This window comes from Aquaspirillum soli, assembly GCF_054781915.1.
The window spans coordinates 1-19728 of record NZ_BAAGTM010000004.1 but is presented as its reverse complement, the minus strand read 5'-3'; the positions used below and the strand labels follow the sequence as shown (position 1 = coordinate 19728).

The following is a 19728-nucleotide window of genomic DNA, read 5'->3' as shown; positions in this document are numbered from 1 at the left end:
AGGAAATACCATGCCGATGTTTATCGACACCTCGCCGGCTGGCGAATGTATTTTTTGTCGTCTGATTGCGGGTGAAATTCCAGCGGCGGTGGTGTATGAAGACGATCAAACCGTCGCCTTTATGGACATCGGCCAAGTGAACCCGGGGCATGTATTGGTTGCCAGCAAACGCCATGCCGCCAATTTGTTTGAATTGACAACGGATGAAGCGGCGGCAGTCATGCGTACGGTGCATCATGTCGCGCAAGCCGTCCAACACGCTTTTCAACCGCTGGGGCTCACGCTCTTCCAAGCCAACGGCAAAGCCGGCGACCAAACGGTGTTCCATTTTCACATTCACATCTTGCCGCGCCATGTCGATGATGGTGTTGCATTAAGTTGGCCACGCAAAGAACCACCACGCGAGTTGTTGCATCAATACGCAACACAGATTAAAAATGCACTCGCCAATCGCTGACATAACACAAACTCAGCATCAAACAGAATGTGGCACACTCTTGCGCTTGTTTCTAAAACGATCTGCTTAAAGGGAGATCCCCCGTATGCTGGTGCAGCCCTACTATCACTTTCAACAAGACTTGCATAGCAAAGGCATTATCTTTTCCTTTACCGGCTATGTGTCGGAAGGGATTTTGTATGCACTGGGCGAAGCGTTAAAACAAAAAATGGCACTCGATGAAACCGATGCCAACGTCACACGCAAAGTGTTTTCGATTTTTGTTGAACAAGTGCAAAACATCATTCGCTACTCTGCCGACCGTGTCGAAGGCGAGGTCGGAAAAAAAGTCGAACTCAGCTCAGGCATGATTGCCGTTGGCCGTGAAGACAATCGCTTTTTTGTGGTGTGCGGCAATATCGTCAGTCAAGACGATGTCACCTCTCTGCGCGACCGCTTGCAACAACTCTCACAGATGGACAAAGAGGCCCTCAAAGCGCATTACAAAGAAAAGCTGCGCGAACCCGCCGAAGAACAAAGCCGAGGCGGTAGCATTGGCCTGATCGAAATCGCCCGCCGCGCCAGCGAACCGATTCAATTCGATTTTATGGACCTCGACAACCAAGCCGCTTTCTTTTGCTTGAAAGCGTATATTTGATGTGATGGCAACGAGACGATTGATGCGATGGATGCAGCCCTCGGCGTGGCTCTTAGCCTTATGGATCGCCATGCCGGCAGCGGCACAAATCAAAATCGCGGTGGTCGGCCCGATGAGTGGCGAACATGCGTCGATGGGCGAACAACTGCGGCGTGGCGCGCAAGCGGCGGTGGATGAAATCAATAGCCAAGGGGGGTTATTGGGGCAGCGGCTTGAATTGTTGGTGCGTGATGATGTGTGTGACGAGAAAAAAGCCGTCACTATCGCGAAGGAACTCAGTGAAGCAGGCGTAGTATTGGTTGACGGCCATCTGTGTTCTGGCGCCTCGATTGCCGCTTCCAACATTTATCACCAACACGGGATTATTCAAATCACCCCTGCTTCCACCAATCCTGATTTCACCAATCGCAAACTGCCCAATGTGTTCCGCACCTGTGGGCGCGATGATATGCAGGGCTTTGTGGCAGCAGACTATATTGCCCGCAATCATAAAAACAAACCGATTGCAATTTTGCATGATAGTACGGTTTACAGCAGCGGCTTTGCCCGCATGACGCAACATCACCTCAATAAAGCAGGGTTACAACAGCGTTTCGTTGCCAAAATTGAGAAAGGGCAAACCGATTTCAGCGCCATCCTGAACCGGATGCAAACAGAAAAAATCCGGTTTGTGGTGTTTGCCAGTTATGGCAATGAAGCGGCGGCATTTTTGCGGCAGGCACGGGAATATCAATTGAAGTTTCGCATGTTGGGCGGTGATGCCCTCATGAATAAAGCGTTTATTGAACAAGCCGGCCGTTTGGCCGATGGCGTCTTGATTACATTCCCCCCCGACCCCTCACACGACCGCCGTAATCAAGCCCTGACCAAACGCTATCTTGCCCAAGGCTATCGACCTGAAGCCTTTACCTTTTATAGCTATGCCACCGTACAAATTTGGAGTCAGGCAGTGAAAGCCAGCCAAAGTACGGCGATGCCAGCTGTCGCCAAGACCTTAAAAAGCCGCGAGTTTGATTCGGTCTTAGGCAAAGTCAGGTTTAATCAACATGGCGATATTTCCGAGCCCGGTTTTGTGATTTATGCGTTTAACCGTGGCGAAATTGATTATCTGGATTAAGTCGCGACCATGTCGAAACCGATTGCTTTCTTTTCCCATCTGCAACACAGCCTTGGACGGTTAGCCAGCTTGTATGGCTTGTCGTTGCTGTCGCTGTTGATGTTGTTAGCCTTTGTGGCGTTTTTCTATTTTGACGCGCAATTCAAACATCACGCCGCTACTTTGCGACAACTCTCACTCAATGCCGAGCGGATTTTAAATGCCAATGATGCCACCGCCTCGGCCATCCGTCTCACCGCCGGCCTGCGCTCGGAACGCTATTTATTCAACTATGACGATTTATTAGAAACCCGTAATCAACTGTTGGCAGAGAGTTTGCAACTGGTTAGCCATCACGAGGCAAAACGGGCATTAAAAGACATGGCCCAAGCGGGACAAGAAATTGAGATTCTGGAAAAAGAAGCACTGCGCCTGATTGAGCAAGAAGCATGGGACGCCGCGTTGGCCTTAATCACCTCGCCCCACTACAAACGGCAAAAAGGCCTCTACCGCGCCAATTTATCACGCGCCTTGAGCCTACTAGTTGAAGACAGCGAAGCCAACACACGACAATCCGAGAATTTAGCCAAGGCCATGCAAGTCACCATCGTCTTGGTTTTTTTAGTGTTTATTGCCATGGGACGCTTACACGCCAAGCGGATTGCACGGGCACTCGACACTGAACGCAATTTGAAACAAAGCCTTGCCGAAGCGAATACCTCACTCGAACAGCGCGTGCAACAGCGCACGGAACAACTGAGCAAACAAACCAACGAGTTACACGAAGCGTATGAAGTGATTTCGGCCAGTATTCGCTACGCCAGCCGCATTCAACGTGCGGTGTTGCCGGATGAACAAGCCATTAGTCGTGACTTTCCACAACATTTTGTTTTGTGGAAACCTCGAGATGTGGTCGGTGGCGATATTTTTTGGTATCGCACTTGGGGCAATGGGGTGTTGATTATTCTCGGCGATTGCACTGGTCACGGGGTACCGGGGGCATTTATGACCCTGATTTCAACTGGCGCTTTAGAACGCGCTTGTATGGAAATTCCCGCTGGTGAGGTTGGTACCTTGCTCACCCGAATGCACCAACATCTGCAAACCACGCTAGGACAGCATTTGCCGAGTGGGGAATCGGATGATGGGATTGAGCTCGGCGCCTGTTATCTACCGGCTGATTTACGTATCATGCGCTTTGCCGGCGCCCACCTCAGCTTGTTTGTGCAACAACAAGGCGAGGTGATAGAAGTCAAAGGCAGCCGCACCAGCATGGGGTATCGTGGCATCCACTATCAACAAAGTTATGCTGTCCACGATATTGCATTACAGCCCAAAATGCGTTTTTATTTGACCAGTGATGGTTTGATTGAACAAGTGAACGATGCTCAGCCTCGGGTGTGTATGTTTGGTAAAACACGCTTTAAGGCCTTGCTCAATTCGCTACAAGACACACCGATGACCGAACAGGGCGATGTGCTCTATCAAGCACTCGAGCATTATCAAGGCACACAAAGCCGCCGTGATGATGTGTCCATTGTCGGTTTTGAAATTCCTGAGCACTTCCCCTCTGATCGTTTTTCACTAAGTTGATGTGCATGGAATCTTTTTATCTCGCCCGCAGCCCCCGCGCCCCAGAAGTGGCCTTTGATTTCGCGGCAAATCGTTTTTTGCTGCGGGGGGAATCCTATCCAGAAGATGTCTCTGCTTTCTATGGCCCATTGGTTACCCAATTAAAGCAACATCTGCAAACACAAAAAAATGCCAACATCACATTCGATTTTGATTTAATCTATTTCAATAGCTCAACTGCGAAAGTGTTACTCGGTCTCTTTGACTTCCTCGATACCATCGCCATGCAAGAAGGCAATCATGTCACCATTTATTGGCAACACCGCAGCGACGATGAGGGCATGATCGAAATTGGAGAGGAATTTGCCGAGGATTTGCAACACGCACAATTTGTTTTGCAAGCCATCGAAAGCTAGAGGAAAACATGCAATCTATCCGTATTCCAGCCGCAGAACGCACACCTGAAGTTGAATTCGATTTTGCAAGCGGCCGCTTATCATTGGCTGGAGAATCGTATCCTGAAGATACCGCCGCCTTTTTCGGCCCACTACAACAGGCCCTACACGACTATCTGACCACCGCCCCCGCTGCCACCATTGAGTTTGATTTACGGATGGTGTATTTCAATTCCAGTAGTGCCAAAGCGTTGATGAATCTCTTTCGCTTGCTCGAAGAACAAGCCACGCGTGGGTTGGCCATCACCATCCGTTGGTGGTATCACGAGGAAGACGAGACGATGTTGGAATCGGGCGAAGATTTTGCCGAAGAATTCCAACATGCCCAATTTTTACTGACGCTCATCACATAAGCCCGACTCTCTGATGAGAATTTTCCAGTTTGTTGTGCCGATTGGTAGCCCACGATGACCCCAAAACGTCCCCCAGCCCATGACACTTTCTCGCTGTTTGATAACGAGGAGCGGGTTCTGCTTGGTGCGGAAACCATGCTGCATCAGCTTGAGCAATTTTCCGGTGGGGTGAAGGAGTTGGCAGCAGCCTATCGTAAAAGCTATGCCGAACACCGCCGCTTACTGCGCATCAGCGATCGGCTGCAACTCGATCTACACAAGGCTAACCAATCCTTGGCGGCCCAAGCGGCTGAGCTAAAACGCTTGAACACTGCGTTAGAAGAAGAAGTCGCGTTGCGGCAGCAATTGGCGGAGGAATTGCGGCTAATTGCAACAATTGACGGCCTGACCGGATTTTATACGCGTCGCCATATTCTGGAATTAGCCGCCATCGAAGAAAAACGCCAACGCCATCTCGATGAACCGGTTAGCTTGGCCTTGCTTGATCTCGATCATTTTAAGCAAATCAACGACAACTACGGCCATGCCGCAGGCGATGAGGTCTTGCGCTGTTTTGCGGCGAACTGTCGTAAAGTATGCCGCGAGACCGATTTGATTGGTCGCTTCGGTGGTGAAGAGTTTTTGATTCTTTTCCCACAAACAGAATTAGACATTGCGCAATCTGTGGTCGAAAATCTACGCCACTACATCGCTGAGCATCCGGTTACCTTCGATGGCCAAGTCATTGCAGTGAGCGCCAGCATTGGCGTCACCGCACTACAAAGCAGCGATCTTTCACTTGAACACGCCATCTCCCGCGCCGACCGCGCCCTCTACTGTGCCAAACACCAAGGCCGCAATCGAATTGAGATTTTTACCTAACAATTAAATATCCCTAGCTCTAGCAGCGAAATGGTCTGATTAGCCCCACTGGAAATTCAGAAAAACCATCCTCACACTGATATAAATCAAGAAACATACGATTAGTATGACTTTTCGTTACAATACTGGTGCGGGGTGGTCATGTTTTGTTCACCCTCGGGCTTTAGTATTCCTTTGATTTCACGCTGCGGAGACACCTGATGCTTTACCCTGAACTGTTCGCCCAACTGGAAAAGGCACGTTGGAATATGGCTGACGATATCCCGTGGGAGCAGTTCGATGCTGATCTCCTCACGGATGAACAAGCCGAAACCATCAAAATGAACGCCATCACCGAATGGGCGGCCTTACCTGCAACAGAAATGTTCCTGCGTGACAATCGTGACGACAGTGATTTTTCTGCCTTTATGTCAATTTGGTTTTACGAGGAACAAAAACACGCCTTGGTGTTAATGGAATACCTGCGCCGCTTCCGACCTGAGTTAGTGCCGAGTGAAGAAGAACTCCATGCAGTCCGTTTTGAATTTGACCCAGCGCCACCGCTGGAAACCTTGATGCTGCATTTCTGTGGCGAAGTGCGTTTGACACAGTGGTATCGTTGCGCCAGCGAATGGCATACCGAGCCAGTGATTAAACACATCTACAGCACCTTATCGCGTGATGAAGCGCGGCATGGTGGGGCCTATCTCAAATACATGAAACAAGCCATCGACCGCTTTGGCAATGAGGCGAGATTAGCCTTTGCCAAAATCGGTATGTTAATGGCAGCCAGCGCACGATCGAGCAAACCACTCCACCCAACCAACTTACACGTCAACGAATCACTGTTCCCGAACGACACCGTACAAAGCCGTTTGCCGAAACCAGAATGGCTAGAAGATTGGCTCACCAACAAAATCCGTTTTGACCAAGACTGGGAAAGCCGTGTGGTAGGTGGCATTTTGCGTAATCTATCGAGTTTGTTTGGCCAAACCTTTGAGTCGGTACAACAACTAAACCGTTACCGTAAATCATTGGTGAACAGTTAAACTGTGTCCTCTTTTTGTTGAGATTGACGATGACCTCTTACCCTGTCCCAAGCTTTACGGAAAAAATCTGCGCGCCCGATGCCTTGCTCACCCGACTGGCTAGCTTGCCGCAGCCAGTGGTTTTCACCAATGGCTGCTTTGATATTTTGCATCGTGGCCATGTCACCTACTTAGCACAAGCGCGTGCTTTAGGTGCCAGCTTGGTGATTGCGCTCAACAGCGATGCCTCTGTACGGCGACAGGGTAAAGGAGAGGATCGTCCAATCAATCCTCTGGAACACCGTTTGGCGGTGATAGCAGCACTCGAATCCACTAGCCTTGTCACATGGTTTGACGATGACACCCCAGCCGCATTGATTGAACAAGTGAAACCACAGGTATTAGTAAAAGGGGGCGATTGGTCGATTGACAAAATTGTCGGCAGCCAAGAAACCTTAGCCCGAGGTGGCAGCGTCCATTCCATTCCTTTCTTATTCGATACCTCAACCACCGCTACCCTACGCAAAATTCGCTGTGTCGAGGCTGCGTCTTGACTCCACTAGCCCATTCCGTTTTACGTTGTTTGTCGGATGGTGCGTTTCACTCTGGCGAGAGCTTGGCACAAACCTTTGGCTGCTCTCGCGGCACGATCTGGCAAGCCATTGAACACATCTCACAACACCTCCCCCTCACTATTTATCGCGTGCGTGGGCAGGGCTATCGGCTACCGCATCCCATCACATGGTTAGAACCCAGTGCCATCCGTGCTGGTCTACTCGGTGATTGGCAACTCGAAGTGGCCGAAACCATCGACTCGACCAATAGCGCCCTACTCACCCGCGCCAGCCACGGCGCACCACACCGCACCGCTTTGTTTGCAGAATGGCAAACAGCAGGCCGTGGCCGTCATGGGCGGCAATGGCTGGCACAACCGGGGGCGGCACTCACTTTTTCATTGCTATGGCGATTTGAATGTGGGGTGGCAGGGCTATCGGGCTTGTCTTTAGTGGTTGGTTTGGCTTTAGTACGGGTGTTGCAGCGCTTAGAGGTACCGGTCGCGCTAAAATGGCCGAATGATGTCTTATTGGATGGGGAAAAGCTGGCGGGTATTTTGATTGAATTGTCTGGCGATGCCCTAGGACCATCAGCCGTCGTGATTGGCATTGGTTTGAATTTGATCCGTCCTACCGGTGTTGACCAAGCGGCAGCCGGCTTAGAAGATCACCACCTCCCCGACCGTAATCAATTAGCGGCGTTGTTATTAAATGAACTCGATCAGGTGTTAGGTCAATTTGCTAAACAGGGATTTGCCGCTTTTCGCGCAGAATGGGAAGCCAGTCATGCGTGGCAACACCAACCCGTGGATATTATCTCGGCCTATCGTCCCCCATTACCCGGCATCGCACGAGGGGTGGATAATGAAGGGGCATTGCGGTTACAGCTTGGCGATGGCCAAGAAAAATTGATTCATGCCGGTGAAGTCAGCCTGCGTCGAACCCTCGCCCACTCTTGATCTTAAACATGAATTTGCTTATCGATGCTGGCAATACTCGAGTGAAATGGTGTTTGGCCAACCAACACCAACTTGGCCCCATTCACAGCGTAAACCATCCTGATGTACCCGAACTGGCCGCCTTATGGTCAAAGCTAACAGTCACCCAAGCGTATGGTTGTAATGTCGCAGGGCAGACAGTGGCCGAGCAACTTTCAACCTGTTCACCTCTCCCCATCACGTGGTTACGCCCCAGCTCTCGTGCAGGAGGATTAACCAACGCCTATCTTGATCCGAGTCGGCTTGGCGCCGATCGGTGGGCGGCAGCGATTGGTGCCTATCATCTCAACCAACAACAAGCCTGTGTCGTTGCTCATGCTGGCACGGCTTTAACCATCGACTGTGTAGATCAAGCGGGGCATTTTTTGGGCGGTACCATCACCCCCGGCTTACACTTGATGCGCGATAGTCTCGCCCGAGGTACGGCACAGCTACCGTATGCAGAAGGCCATTGGCAGGCCCACCCTAACAATACAGTAGATGCGATCTATAGCGGCTGTCTGAACGCCCTAGCGGATAGCATTTATGGCAACCTATTACGCTTTGAAGCCGAGCAACATCGCCCCGTCAACGTCTTTCTAGGCGGCGGTGATGCAACAATTATTGCAAGCAGACTCCCGCGCCGGCCCACTATTGTGGATAATCTGGTCCTCACTGGATTAGCATATATGGCAGAAGAAGAATCATCATGATGAAGTGGCTTTTTGTCGGCCTGCTGACAGCCAACCTAGCTGTTGCGCTCTTGATTGGCACTCGCACCACCGAACCGAGTAATGTTGCCTCACGGGAAATCAATGCCCCACAGGTAAAACAACTGTCCCCCGAACAAGTCGCGGCCTTGCGCCGGAATAGTACGCCAGCGGCCAGCCCAGAAATCAGCCCAGCGCCCCCGCTCGAACAGCATAGCGCGCCCACTGCCGCGAATACACCGCCAGACAATGCGAATACCGCAACCACTGTTGCCGCTGTAGCAGCGACGACAGCAGTTGCCGCAGCAGCGACCGCTGCCGCCGTCAGCAGCACCACACCAACCGCGCCGGCTGTCCCCACGACACCACCGCCAGCGGTCTCAGCCCCTGCGGCCAAAGCGGTAGACAAACCCGTCGAAAAACCACCCGTGGTCGAAAAAGCCACCAAACCAGCGGAAAAAGATCCACTACTGGCCGCTGCCGAAAAAGGTGATAAACCACAAGAAAAAGCTAAACCAACACCTACGGCGTTGGCGTGTTATCAGTGGGGTGAGTTTGACAGTGCGGCGGCTAGCAAGGTGAAACAGCGTTTGTTGAAAGTGAAACTCGCTGGGCAAATGGTGGAAATGACCCGCGAAGCACCGGCAGCAAAACCGGCTGCTGCGCCGGCAGAAGGCAGCACCAACACCCGTTATTGGGTTCATTTGCCCCCACAAGCCAGCCGCGAGGCAGCAGTCGAGTTGGTTATGACTTTGAAGTCAAAAGGCTTTGATAGCTATGTGGTCAACCAAGCAGGGGAAATGCGTAACGCCATCTCAGTCGGTTTGTTCAGTAAACAAGCCTCAGCCGAAGGGATGCGCGATAAGCTGACCCAAGCGGGCTATCCGGCCAAAATTGAAGTGCGTGAAAATGGCGGTAGCACCACCACAGCCGCTACCCCCGCTGCCAGCGGTAAACTCAGCACCTTCCGTCTGCGTAATTTAGACAGCGACCAAAAAGCAAAACTTGAGCTGCTCGCCAGCGAATGGCCACAAGCCACGCTGAAATCTCAAACCTGCCCGAAATGATCCTAGATACGACAACCGCCCTGTTTCTGAATGAAAGAGGGCGGTTTTTTGTGGGTTAATCCAATTTTTGTTCTAATTTGAGCAAGCCCATCACCTGCACGGCTGGCATCGGCCTGCCGAGTAAGAAGCCCTGTACCGCATCACATCCCGCCCGCGCCAGCACTTGCAACTGGCTATCACGTTCAACGCCCTCGGCCACCACATGAATGTGTAGGATTTTTGATAATTGAATAATCCCTTCGACAATTGCCGCCGCATCATGCTCGTGGTCAATGTCATCAATAAACGATTTATCGATTTTCAGGGTATCGGGAGCAAAACGCTTCAGATAGGCCAGACTGGAATAACCCGTGCCAAAATCGTCAATCGCAATTCGAATCCCCTGTTGCCGCAGCCCTTGGATAATGGCGCGGGATTGTTCGGGGTTGGTCATCAAATCGCTTTCCGTCAGTTCCAATTCAATATGCTGTGGCTGCAAACCATAGCGCTCCAGCGCTTCTTGCACAAAATCAACCAAATTCAGATGGTCTAACTGACGAGCCGAGACATTCACTGCCATTGTGATATGACCAAAACCAGCCGCTTGCCACTGTGCCAAATCATGGAAAGCCGCGTGAATTACCCATTTACCCACTTCACGAATCAGCCCTGTTTCTTCCAATAGCGGAATAAACAAAGCTGGAGACACCAAGCCGCGTTCAGGATGACGCCAACGCAACAAAGCTTCAAACCCCTGCAACGTGCGGGTAATTGGGCAAAACTTCGGTTGATAGAACAACACAAACTCTTCTTGCTGTAACGCCTTGTGTAATTCACGTTCAAGTTCAAGGTTTTGTTTGCCCTGTTCCCATTGCGTATCATAAAAACGGAAGGTGTTGCGCCCTGCTTGTTTTGCGGCATACATTGCCATGTCCGCGTGACGCAGCAGTAAATTCGCGGTTTCGCCATCTTGTGGATAACACGCCACCCCAATCGACCCCCCGACATATACCTCATGACCATCCACCTCGAGCGGATGGGACAGCAAGGCCAATAATTGATGGCAGGTCATTGCCAGATGTTCGCGGTTGGTCTGCTCGGTAAACATCAAAGCAAACTCATCCCCTCCAAGACGTGCGGTGAAAGTGTCATGCAAAAACGCATGTTCTAACAGCGAGGCCACACGGCGCAAACAATGGTCGGCCATGTGCGGGCCGAGGGTATCGTTAATCACCTTAAAGCGATCAAGATCAATAAACAGTAACGCAAACGGACGGTGTTCACGATCGGCACAAGCTTGTTCAAGGCGACTGATTAAGGAACTGCGATTAGGGAGGCCGGTGAGGCTATCAAAATGTGCCAGCAGGTAGAGTTGATCGTGGGCGCGTTTTTGTTCGGTAATATCATTCGCCACGCCAATAATCCGTATCAACTGACCTTCTTTATCTTGTACCGGATAGGCCGTGTCATGAATCCAGCGCACCTCACCATCAGGCCGCATGATGCGATATTTGCACTCCACTGAACGACTTTTGCTATGCAGATAGCTATCAACAAAACGCTGTGCCGTCGGTAGGTCCTCCGGCAAGATGGCGCGCTGCCAAGCCAAGTTGTCGTACATAAAATCTTGCAACGGAATACCCCACACTTTTTCAAATGCAGGGCTGATGTAATGCGGTTGTAAATCAGATTCTAAAATCCAAAACACCGAGGGAATATGCTGTGCCATATCGCTCAACTGCGCCTCGCGCTCGGCCACTTCTTGCAATAGCCGCAGACGCACCCGATGACTGGCACTGATAAGCGCAAACAGTAACACGGTGGTAATCACCATAAAGGCCATGCCTTTATAGGTTTGTAACCGTGACAGCCACGCCGCATCGCCCCCCGCCAGCCATTCGATGGCTTGGTCACTAAACAAAATCCATAGCAAGCCAAATAACAGATATAAACCGGCGATTAACAAGGCCGGATGGCGGGCAATCAAGCGCCGCCCTCCGCCAGAAGTTTGGAAAGAAGCGGCAAACCACCGTTCCTGAAACGATCGAAAATGAGGCATTAGAACAAGAGCTCTTTGACGTTTTCTACAGCATCACGCGCTGTATCTTGGCCTTCGGTTTGATCGCTACGGTTGTCAGCAGCGTCACTCGACCGATTATTCAAACCCAATGCAGGATTAGGCCGTTGATATTCCTGATAGTAATACTCTGACCCACCACGGCTACCCGCACCGGCTTGTTCCACCAAACCAGCAGGGATGGGTTGATCGACTTCGGGCAGATGTTTCAAGGCGTGTTGCATATACCCTATCCAAATCGGTAACGCTGCACCCCCGCCGGTTTCTCCACCGCCTAGCGGTTTATTGTCATCAAACCCCATCCACGCCACGCCGACGATATCGGGGTTGTAACCGGCAAACCAAGCATCCCGTGCATCGTTAGTGGTGCCGGTTTTACCCGCCAAATCACCACGCCCCAAGCTCATGGCACGGGTCGCGGTGCCATAGCGCACCACATCACGCATCATGCTGGTCATAATAAACGCATTGCGTGGATCGATTGCTTGTGGTGCATTTTGTCCAGCCACTAACGGGGCAGTTCTTGCCACGACATAGCCGCGCTCGTCTTCAATGCGTTCAATGAAATACGATTTGACGCGATAGCCACCGTTAGCAAAGACACTGTAGGCCTCGGCCATCTGCAGCGGTGTCACCATCCCCGCCCCCAACGCCATCGTCAGATAGGCCGGATGTTGTTTGGGCATAAAGCCAAACCGTTGCAAGTAGTCTTGTGCATAATCGGTTCCAATCGCCATCAAAATACGCACCGATACCAAGTTCTTAGAGCGCGTTAACGCTTGGCGCATCGTCATCATGCCGGCAAATTTGCCATCATAGTTTTTTGGGCTCCAACGCTGTCCACCTAGGGTTTGTGGATCAATCACCAGCGGTGCATCATTGATCAACGTGGAAGCGGTCATGCCTTTTTCTAAGGCAGCAGAATACACAAAAGGTTTAAAACTCGACCCCGGTTGTCGCCATGCTTGTGTGACGCGGTTGTAGTGGTTACGGTTGAAATCAAACCCACCCACCAAAGCCAAGATAGCCCCCGTTCGGCTGTCGGTAGCCACAAACGCCCCTTCTACCCTCGGCATTTGCACGATCCGCCATTCGCCTTTTTCCGATTTCTCTAATCGCACCACAGAACCCGGGCGGATTTGTTGAGCAGGGGTCAGTTTTTTCGATAAGGCAGAACGGGCAAACGACAAACCATTGCCTTTTACCACTACTTCTTCCCCTCCCCGCAAATACACCTTGACCTGACTCGAACTGGCCTCTAACACCACCCCAGGCTGTAAATCACCACTGTCACGGACAGCAGCCAAGGCTTCATCAAGTGCCTCATCACGGTTGTCTGCTGTTAACGGTTTGAGGTCAATAAAGGATTCAGGCCCACGATAGCTGTGGCGGCGGTCATAGTCCATTAAGCCATCACGCAGCGCAGCAAACGCCCATTGCTGGTGATCGCTACGAATCGTGGTATAGACACGGAAACCTTGGGTATAAGCCGCCTCTTGATAACGCGATACCATAATTTGCCGCACCATTTCCGCAACATACTGCGCCGGCACACTAAAATCTTCTTTACGCGTCGCAAGGCGGATGGGTTCTTCAACGGCCTGTTGGTATTGATCTTCGGTGATGAAGTTCAGTTCTTTCATCCGCCGCAACACATAACGTTGCCGCAGGCGGGCCCGATCGGGGTTCACCACTGGGTTATAAGAAGAAGGGGCTTTAGGTAACCCCGCTAACATAGCAAACTCGCCCACCGACAGTGCTTTCAGCGGTTTACCATAATAAGTCAGCGCCGCAGCAGCAAAACCATAAGCCCGTTGGCCAAGGTAAATTTGATTGACGTATAGCTCAAGAATTTGGTCTTTGCTGAGGTTGTGTTCAATCTTAAAGGCCAATAAAGCTTCATTAAATTTACGAGTAAAGGTTTTTTCACTCGATAAAAAGAAGTTTTTTGCCACCTGCATGGTGATGGTAGATGCGCCGGATTGGGTTCGACCAGACACTAAATTGCCAGAAGCCGCCCGTAACACACCCATATAGTCAACACCACCGTGTTGATAAAAACGCTCGTCTTCTGCCGCTAAGATGGCCTGTTTCATCAACTGTGGGACATCTTGAATACGGGTAAAAGCACGTTTTTCTTCACCGAATTCGCCAATTTGCACGCCATCACTGGTGTAAACACGCAATGGGATTTTAGGCCGATAATCGGTTAAGACATCCAAACTCGGCAATTTGGGATAGGTTACCGCAATCGCGACCCCTGCCGCACCGGCAGCAAGAATCACTAGGGTAAGCAGAAATGCGATAAAACCGAGAATTAAGCGAGCGAACATAATGGCAAAGACGAGCAGCAGAAAGGGCGATTATACGCACATGGCCGCACGCATCGTGCACAGCTTTTGCTCGAGGGAAATCATCGTGCGGTTTCTTTTCTCTGCTTAGCCTGCGGAGGCTGCCAGAGTTGGTTACAATGTCGGCATGAAAGCGTCCGGAAATCTCTTCCTCGTCGGCCTCATGGGTGCCGGCAAAACCACCATTGGCCGTCAACTTGCGCGTTTGACGGGCAAAACCTTTTATGACTCCGACCACGAAATCGAGGCCCGTACGGGAGTAAGAATTCCGGTCATTTTTGAAATAGAAGGAGAAGCAGGCTTTCGTGTTCGCGAAAGTGAAATGATTGCCGAACTTGCTACCCTACCCAATATCGTCTTGGCAACCGGCGGGGGTGCCGTCCTCGATCCGAATAATCGTCAAGTGCTTGCCAACCACGGCACCGTCATTTACTTACGAGCAGGGATTGATGACATCCTCGCCCGCACGCAACATGACAAAAATCGCCCCTTGTTACAAACAGCTAACCCTCGGGCCAAGCTCGAAGCACTGTTTGCCCAGCGCGACCCGCTGTATCGTGAAGTGGCCGATGTGGTGATCGACACCTCACGGCAAAATATCAACACCTTGGTTCACCGTCTTTTACGCCAAATTGAACTGCGCCATCATGATCACACTTGACTTGGTCTTGCCAGACACCCAATACCCTATTCATATCGGAACCGATTTATTCGCGCGTGCCGATCTGATTTTGCCCCATTTAGCACAAAAAAAAGTGGCGATTGTCACCAATGACGTTGTGGCGCCGCTGTATCTCGCTCGCTTGCAATCAAATCTGGAACAAGCCGGTGTTCAGGTGTTAACTGTCGTACTACCCGATGGCGAAGCCAATAAAACATGGCACAGCCTCAATCTGATTTTTGACACCCTGCTTGAACATGGTGCAGAACGGAAAACCACACTTATTGCGCTTGGGGGTGGCGTAGTGGGTGATATGACAGGTTTTGCGGCAGCCTGTTGGCAACGTGGCGCACCGTTTATCCAAATTCCAACAACGGTTCTGGCACAGGTCGATTCTTCTGTTGGTGGTAAAACCGCCATCAATCACCCCAAGGGTAAGAATATGATTGGTGCATTCCACCAGCCACGCCTTGTCTTGGCTGATATGGCGCTACTCGACACACTGCCTCAGCGTGAAGTCGCCGCTGGGATTGCCGAAATCATTAAATACGGTTTATTGGGCGATGCCGCATTCTTTAGCTGGCTAGAAGCCAATATGCCAGCGCTATTACGCCGCGACCGTGATGCCCTCGCCTATGCGGTCAAACGCTCATGTGAGATGAAGGCGGAGATTGTGGCGGCAGATGAAAAAGAACTGGGTGTGCGGGCGCTGCTCAACCTTGGACATACATTTGGCCATGCCATCGAAACAGGGGTCGGCTATGGCAGCTGGCTACACGGTGAAGCGGTGGCAGTGGGAATGTTATTGGCAGCAGAAACGTCCTACTTACTGGGTGAGTTACCTTCCGAAGCCGTAACACGGATTGCTGCCTTGCTCGAGGCCGCTCAGCTCCCAACCCATGCACCGGATTTGGGTTTTGCACAGTGGATGACGCTGATGAGCCATGACAAAAAAGTGGAGAATGGGGTTCCTCGCTTTGTTTTGCTGCCTAAACTGGGACAAGCAGAAATCCGCAGCAATGTACCTGTCGCAGTCTTACAACAAGTCCTGTCGGGCCGGTGGATTTTAGCCACAAAAGATGCCAATTAGGACGACAACAGCCTATACCTTAAGCATAAACAAGGTTTGAGAATCAAATACTTAGCTGTGCTGCTGCATTAAAGCGAAAAACCTTACTCTTGTCAGGGAATTCCGCATTTCTACGCATTGTGCAGCAACCGATTCCAGCAGAAGATATCTCCCCATTACACCAACCTGATAACAAAAAAGGGGAGATGCTGATGGAGCTCGCTGGCTATGAATTGTTACTCAATGCCTCGTTGCTTGGTGGGGTGGCGTACTTGTTGGCCTATTGGCGGCGACAACACCGTTTTGTCAAAGCCAGTGCCCGAGGCATCGACCCCATTGGTGAAGCCGAAGTATTTTTGTTCAGCCGCAATCCCAAGGCGGCGATTCGGGTCTTACAAGCCGCATTACAAGACGAACCGCACAATCTCGCCATTCAAGTGACTTTATTACGGGCCTTTGCCGAAGGCGGTCATGTCAAAGAATACCGCCAACTGGCAGCCCATTTACAGCCACAGTTAGAACAACAAGCCATCTGGCAACAAATCCGCAAAACCGGCCAAACTTTGTTACCACACGACGAACTCTTCCGCTAACCTCATTGCCGACTTACTCGCGAAGCCAATCGGCTTCGCGACAGCTCAAGTTGATTCGCTGTAATTCAAGCGCTTTTCTTTTTGGCACTTCTCACAAAATACTCGCAACTTACCATCAGCGGTAACCTCGGTTTTCGCCCCACATGGCCGCTGTTTACACCGGAATAGCTGCATCAGCATATACGCCGCCCCACATTCCGCACAGGCCACAGCATCCCCCCCCAAACGCAGCTTACGAATGGTGAAGGTCTCTGAACCACAATGACAAGAAAAAGCCAACGCGGCTTTCGCTGCGGCTTCCTCTGGGGTATCAACTTTTGGCGGTGGTGGATAACGTAGGCGCAAGGCCTCAACCGTTGGTACCGGATCGGGCTTATGCATTGCCACCAACCGCTCACCCAATAACGTCAACACACGGTTATCAATCTGATTCATCGATACCAAAGCCGCTGCCGCCATAGGGCCGGAGTTCGCCCCGTAATGATTCAACTCTTTGGTAATTTGAATCATCGGCATAAAGGAACGGGTATCCACACTGCCAAAACCACCGGGACGAACCACACTGATACCAGGAGACAGCAAGAAAAAGCCCATCACATTTGGTCGTAACTGGCTATCAGGCCCTGGTTTCACCGCAGCCAGTAAACGCGGCAGCAGCGCATTTAATAAGGCCATACGACGTGCCATTTGATCAAGCGGCGAATCAATCGCAACAAAGCGCGTTTGTCCGGGGCATTGCCGTGAAAAGGCACCTTTACCATCCACCTTAATCAAACTCGAGCCAAGCGCAGAATCGAGGATAAAAACATCGAAATTGCGGTTAATCAATAAATGGTCGATACGGGCATAGTGTTCACCGACGCGCAAAGTCAAATCGTGCAAAACCAACCAATTTGACCCACGAGTAAAATCTGCCTCTAACATCTTAACCACAGCCATACTTGCCTTGGCACAACCGACATAATCACGCAAGCCAATATCAATAAATGGCAAATCATCAGGTTGAGCACCCTGCCGCAAACTTTGTAAAGCAGCGAGAGGCGCATCCAAGGCATCTGGTTTCTTTGCAAGCATGGGGGGAAATTCGCTTTCTAAGGAAATGACGCATACAGAAAGCGGAATAGTAAAACAGATTTGCGGTAATTACGCTTGTTTCTGGTCAAATTTCATAAAACATCAATTTGATAGCGCAAAAACGCATACAACATAGTCAAATATCAAATTAGACAAATAACTCAATGCTTTTATGTTTAACAAAAAAGCCATCTCAATTTCTGATGAGATGGCTTTTTTAACATTACATCCAGCAAGATCTAGGCAAGATTCAGCTTGGCCTTCAACAGATCCAACAACGCTTCTACATTCACTTTAGTGGCTTCGCTGTCCTGACGGTGTTGATATTCCACCACACCTTCTTTCAAACCACGGTCTCCGATCACTACACGGTGAGGAATGCCAATCAACTCACCATCAGCTAACAACACCCCTGGACGCTCATCGCGGTCATCCAGCAAGACATCGACGCCCAATGCGGTTAAATCGGCGTATAACTGATCTGCTGCCTGTTGTACGGCCTCAGAACGACGATACCCCATCGGCACAATATCCACCGTAAACGGTGCCATCGCATCAGTAAAGATAATGCCACGCTCGTCAAAATTCTGTTCAATCGCCGCCGCAACGATGCGACTCACCCCGATCCCATAGCAACCCATCTCCATTGGCTGCAATTTTCCTTCACGATCTAAAAACTCACATTTCATTGCTTCAGAGTATTTAGTACGCAATTGGAAAACATGACCAACTTCAATCCCACGACATAAGGCCAACTCACCCTGTCCACATGGCGAAGGATCACCAGCCACCACATTACGCAAATCTGCGACTTCGGGCTCGGCACAATCACGGCCAAAGTTGACACCTAATAAATGGTGATCATCTTCATTTGCCCCGCAAATCATATCCGCCATCACCGCCACCGTACGATCTGCAATGATACGGCCTTGGAAACCAACAGGACCTAACGAACCAGGCTGAGCAGCGAACGCATGTTGAATTGATTCTGGCGTAGCAAAAGTAAGTGGAGATTTAATACCAGCGATTTTTTCCGCTTTGATTTCATTAAGCTCGTGATCACCACGCAACAACATCAAGACCGGCGCACCATCTTCCGCTTCAACAACAATCGCTTTTACTGTTTGTTTAATGTCCACATTTAAAAATGCGACCAAATCAGCAATGGTTTTGACTTTTGGTGTATGGATTTTTTCTAGTGCCACAGCAGCAGCTGGACGTGGTGTATTCGGGGCAACGGCCTCGGCCAATTCAATATTGGCGGCATAATCGGAAGTGGGGCAATAGGCAATCACATCTTCGCCAGAATCGGCCAATACCTGAAACTCGTGTGAACCCGTTCCACCAATCGAACCGGTGTCCGCTGCCACTGGCCGGAACTGAAGACCTAAGCGTTGGAAAATACGGCAGTAAGCGTCATACATCACTTGATAAGTTTGTTTCAAACTCTCAAAGTCAGTATGAAATGAATAAGCATCTTTCATCACAAATTCGCGGGCCCGCATCACGCCAAAGCGGGGACGGACTTCATCGCGGAATTTGGTTTGCACTTGGTAGAAATTGAGAGGAAGTTGCTTATAACTACGCACTTCTTTACGTACAATGTCCGTAATCACTTCTTCATGGGTTGGACCGACACAGAAATCGCGCTCATGGCGATCTTTCAGACGCAGCAACTCCTTACCATAAAACTCCCAACGGCCAGATTCTTGCCACAATTCTGCAGGTTGCACTGCTGGCATAATCAGCTCAATCGCACCAGCACGATTCATTTCTTCGCGCACAATGGCTTCGACTTTTTTCAAAACACGAAAACCAATCGGCATCCAGTTATACAAACCAGAGGCAACACGACGAATCATGCCAGCACGCATCATCAGTTTGTGGCTGGGTAATTCGGCTTCGGCAGGCGCTTCTTTTAACGTAGAAAAAAAGAATTGGGAGGCACGCATAGTGATTATCCATCAAAGAAATTTGGCTGGATTTTACCAGAATGCGCGTTATTAGCCCTGTCATCGCAGTTATTCAGTACAGAATTTAATACTGAATCAAAAACAAAACCCCCTGCTACTTGGTAGCAGGGGGTTTTTTATGGGGAGCTTGGCGGAGACCTACTTTCACACAGGGATCTGCACTATCATCGGCGCTGAGTCGTTTCACGGTCCTGTTCGGGAAGGG

Annotated in this window: 19 protein-coding genes; 15 read left to right on the top strand and 4 right to left on the bottom strand. The window is 50.6% G+C overall.

Going from position 1 to position 19728, the window contains the following annotated elements; translation table 11 throughout:
- Nucleotides 1-10: 10 nt before the first annotated feature.
- The 12 genes from ACYVJG_RS05420 to ACYVJG_RS05365 all read left to right on the top strand — a co-directional run bounded on the left by ACYVJG_RS05420 (nucleotide 11) and on the right by ACYVJG_RS05365 (nucleotide 9746).
- On the top strand, nucleotides 11-457 hold the full coding sequence (locus ACYVJG_RS05420; protein ID WP_460430153.1) for an HIT family protein: 447 nt from the start codon (nucleotides 11-13) through the stop codon (nucleotides 455-457).
- 85 nt (nucleotides 458-542) lie between these two features.
- Complete coding sequence (locus tag ACYVJG_RS05415) at nucleotides 543-1094, top strand: SiaB family protein kinase (protein ID WP_460430152.1); 552 nt, start codon at nucleotides 543-545, stop codon at nucleotides 1092-1094.
- Nucleotides 1095-1116: 22 nt separating this feature from the next.
- Nucleotides 1117-2211, top strand: coding sequence for a branched-chain amino acid ABC transporter substrate-binding protein (locus ACYVJG_RS05410; protein ID WP_460430151.1), 1095 nt, complete (start codon nucleotides 1117-1119; stop codon nucleotides 2209-2211).
- 9 nt (nucleotides 2212-2220) lie between these two features.
- A complete protein-coding gene (locus ACYVJG_RS05405; protein WP_460430150.1) occupies nucleotides 2221-3783 on the top strand; it encodes a SpoIIE family protein phosphatase in 1563 nt (520 codons plus the stop codon).
- 5 nt (nucleotides 3784-3788) lie between these two features.
- Complete coding sequence (locus ACYVJG_RS05400) at nucleotides 3789-4178, top strand: DUF1987 domain-containing protein (protein ID WP_460430149.1); 390 nt, start codon at nucleotides 3789-3791, stop codon at nucleotides 4176-4178.
- A gap of 8 nt (nucleotides 4179-4186) precedes the next feature.
- A complete protein-coding gene (locus tag ACYVJG_RS05395; RefSeq protein ID WP_460430148.1) occupies nucleotides 4187-4570 on the top strand; it encodes a DUF1987 domain-containing protein in 384 nt (127 codons plus the stop codon).
- 54 nt (nucleotides 4571-4624) lie between these two features.
- Nucleotides 4625-5431 carry a GGDEF domain-containing protein gene (locus ACYVJG_RS05390; RefSeq protein ID WP_460430147.1) on the top strand — a complete coding sequence of 269 codons (807 nt, stop codon included), beginning with the start codon at nucleotides 4625-4627 and terminating at the stop codon, nucleotides 5429-5431.
- 200 nt (nucleotides 5432-5631) lie between these two features.
- Nucleotides 5632-6459, top strand: a complete 828-nt coding sequence (locus ACYVJG_RS05385) for a ferritin family protein (protein ID WP_022653288.1) — start codon at nucleotides 5632-5634, stop codon at nucleotides 6457-6459.
- A gap of 29 nt (nucleotides 6460-6488) precedes the next feature.
- Nucleotides 6489-6992: an adenylyltransferase/cytidyltransferase family protein gene (locus ACYVJG_RS05380; protein WP_460430146.1), complete on the top strand. Its 504-nt coding sequence runs from the start codon at nucleotides 6489-6491 to the stop codon at nucleotides 6990-6992.
- Nucleotides 6989-7951, top strand: a complete 963-nt coding sequence (locus ACYVJG_RS05375) for a biotin--[acetyl-CoA-carboxylase] ligase (protein WP_460430145.1) — start codon at nucleotides 6989-6991, stop codon at nucleotides 7949-7951. Before ACYVJG_RS05380 ends, ACYVJG_RS05375 begins: the two co-directional genes overlap by 4 nt.
- Nucleotides 7952-7959: 8 nt before the next feature.
- On the top strand, nucleotides 7960-8682 hold the full coding sequence (locus tag ACYVJG_RS05370; protein ID WP_460430144.1) for a type III pantothenate kinase: 723 nt from the start codon (nucleotides 7960-7962) through the stop codon (nucleotides 8680-8682).
- The gene (locus tag ACYVJG_RS05365; RefSeq protein ID WP_460430143.1) at nucleotides 8679-9746 is read left to right on the top strand and encodes an SPOR domain-containing protein; all 1068 of its coding nucleotides are present in this window, start codon (nucleotides 8679-8681) and stop codon (nucleotides 9744-9746) included. Before ACYVJG_RS05370 ends, ACYVJG_RS05365 begins: the two co-directional genes overlap by 4 nt.
- 55 nt (nucleotides 9747-9801) lie before the next feature.
- Here the strand turns inward: ACYVJG_RS05365 and ACYVJG_RS05360 are convergent, their stop codons facing one another.
- Together ACYVJG_RS05360 and ACYVJG_RS05355 are read right to left on the bottom strand one after the other, a co-directional pair.
- Nucleotides 9802-11784 carry a putative bifunctional diguanylate cyclase/phosphodiesterase gene (locus ACYVJG_RS05360; RefSeq protein ID WP_460430142.1) on the bottom strand — a complete coding sequence of 661 codons (1983 nt, stop codon included), beginning with the start codon at nucleotides 11782-11784 and terminating at the stop codon, nucleotides 9802-9804.
- Nucleotides 11784-14135 (bottom strand): penicillin-binding protein 1A, encoded by a 2352-nt coding sequence (locus ACYVJG_RS05355; RefSeq protein ID WP_460430141.1) that lies wholly within the window; start codon nucleotides 14133-14135, stop codon nucleotides 11784-11786. The genes ACYVJG_RS05360 and ACYVJG_RS05355 overlap by 1 nt, the downstream gene beginning before the upstream one ends.
- A 145-nt stretch (nucleotides 14136-14280) precedes the next feature.
- Between ACYVJG_RS05355 and aroK the strand changes: the two genes are divergently transcribed.
- The 3 genes from aroK to ACYVJG_RS05340 all read left to right on the top strand — a co-directional run bounded on the left by aroK (nucleotide 14281) and on the right by ACYVJG_RS05340 (nucleotide 16476).
- The gene (aroK, locus tag ACYVJG_RS05350) at nucleotides 14281-14814 is read left to right on the top strand and encodes a shikimate kinase AroK (protein ID WP_460430140.1); all 534 of its coding nucleotides are present in this window, start codon (nucleotides 14281-14283) and stop codon (nucleotides 14812-14814) included.
- Nucleotides 14801-15904 (top strand): 3-dehydroquinate synthase, encoded by a 1104-nt coding sequence (aroB, locus tag ACYVJG_RS05345; RefSeq protein WP_460430139.1) that lies wholly within the window; start codon nucleotides 14801-14803, stop codon nucleotides 15902-15904. Before aroK ends, aroB begins: the two co-directional genes overlap by 14 nt.
- Before the next feature lie 89 nt (nucleotides 15905-15993).
- A complete protein-coding gene (locus ACYVJG_RS05340; protein WP_460430138.1) occupies nucleotides 15994-16476 on the top strand; it encodes a type IV pilus assembly protein FimV in 483 nt (160 codons plus the stop codon).
- A 45-nt stretch (nucleotides 16477-16521) separates the two neighbouring features.
- Here ACYVJG_RS05340 and ACYVJG_RS05335 read toward each other — a convergent pair whose 3' ends face one another.
- Nucleotides 16522-17550, bottom strand: coding sequence for a nuclease-related domain-containing protein (locus tag ACYVJG_RS05335; protein WP_460430137.1), 1029 nt, complete (start codon nucleotides 17548-17550; stop codon nucleotides 16522-16524).
- Between the two features lie 239 nt (nucleotides 17551-17789).
- Nucleotides 17790-19502 (bottom strand): proline--tRNA ligase, encoded by a 1713-nt coding sequence (locus ACYVJG_RS05330; RefSeq protein WP_460430136.1) that lies wholly within the window; start codon nucleotides 19500-19502, stop codon nucleotides 17790-17792.
- Nucleotides 19503-19728: the final 226 nt, after the last annotated feature.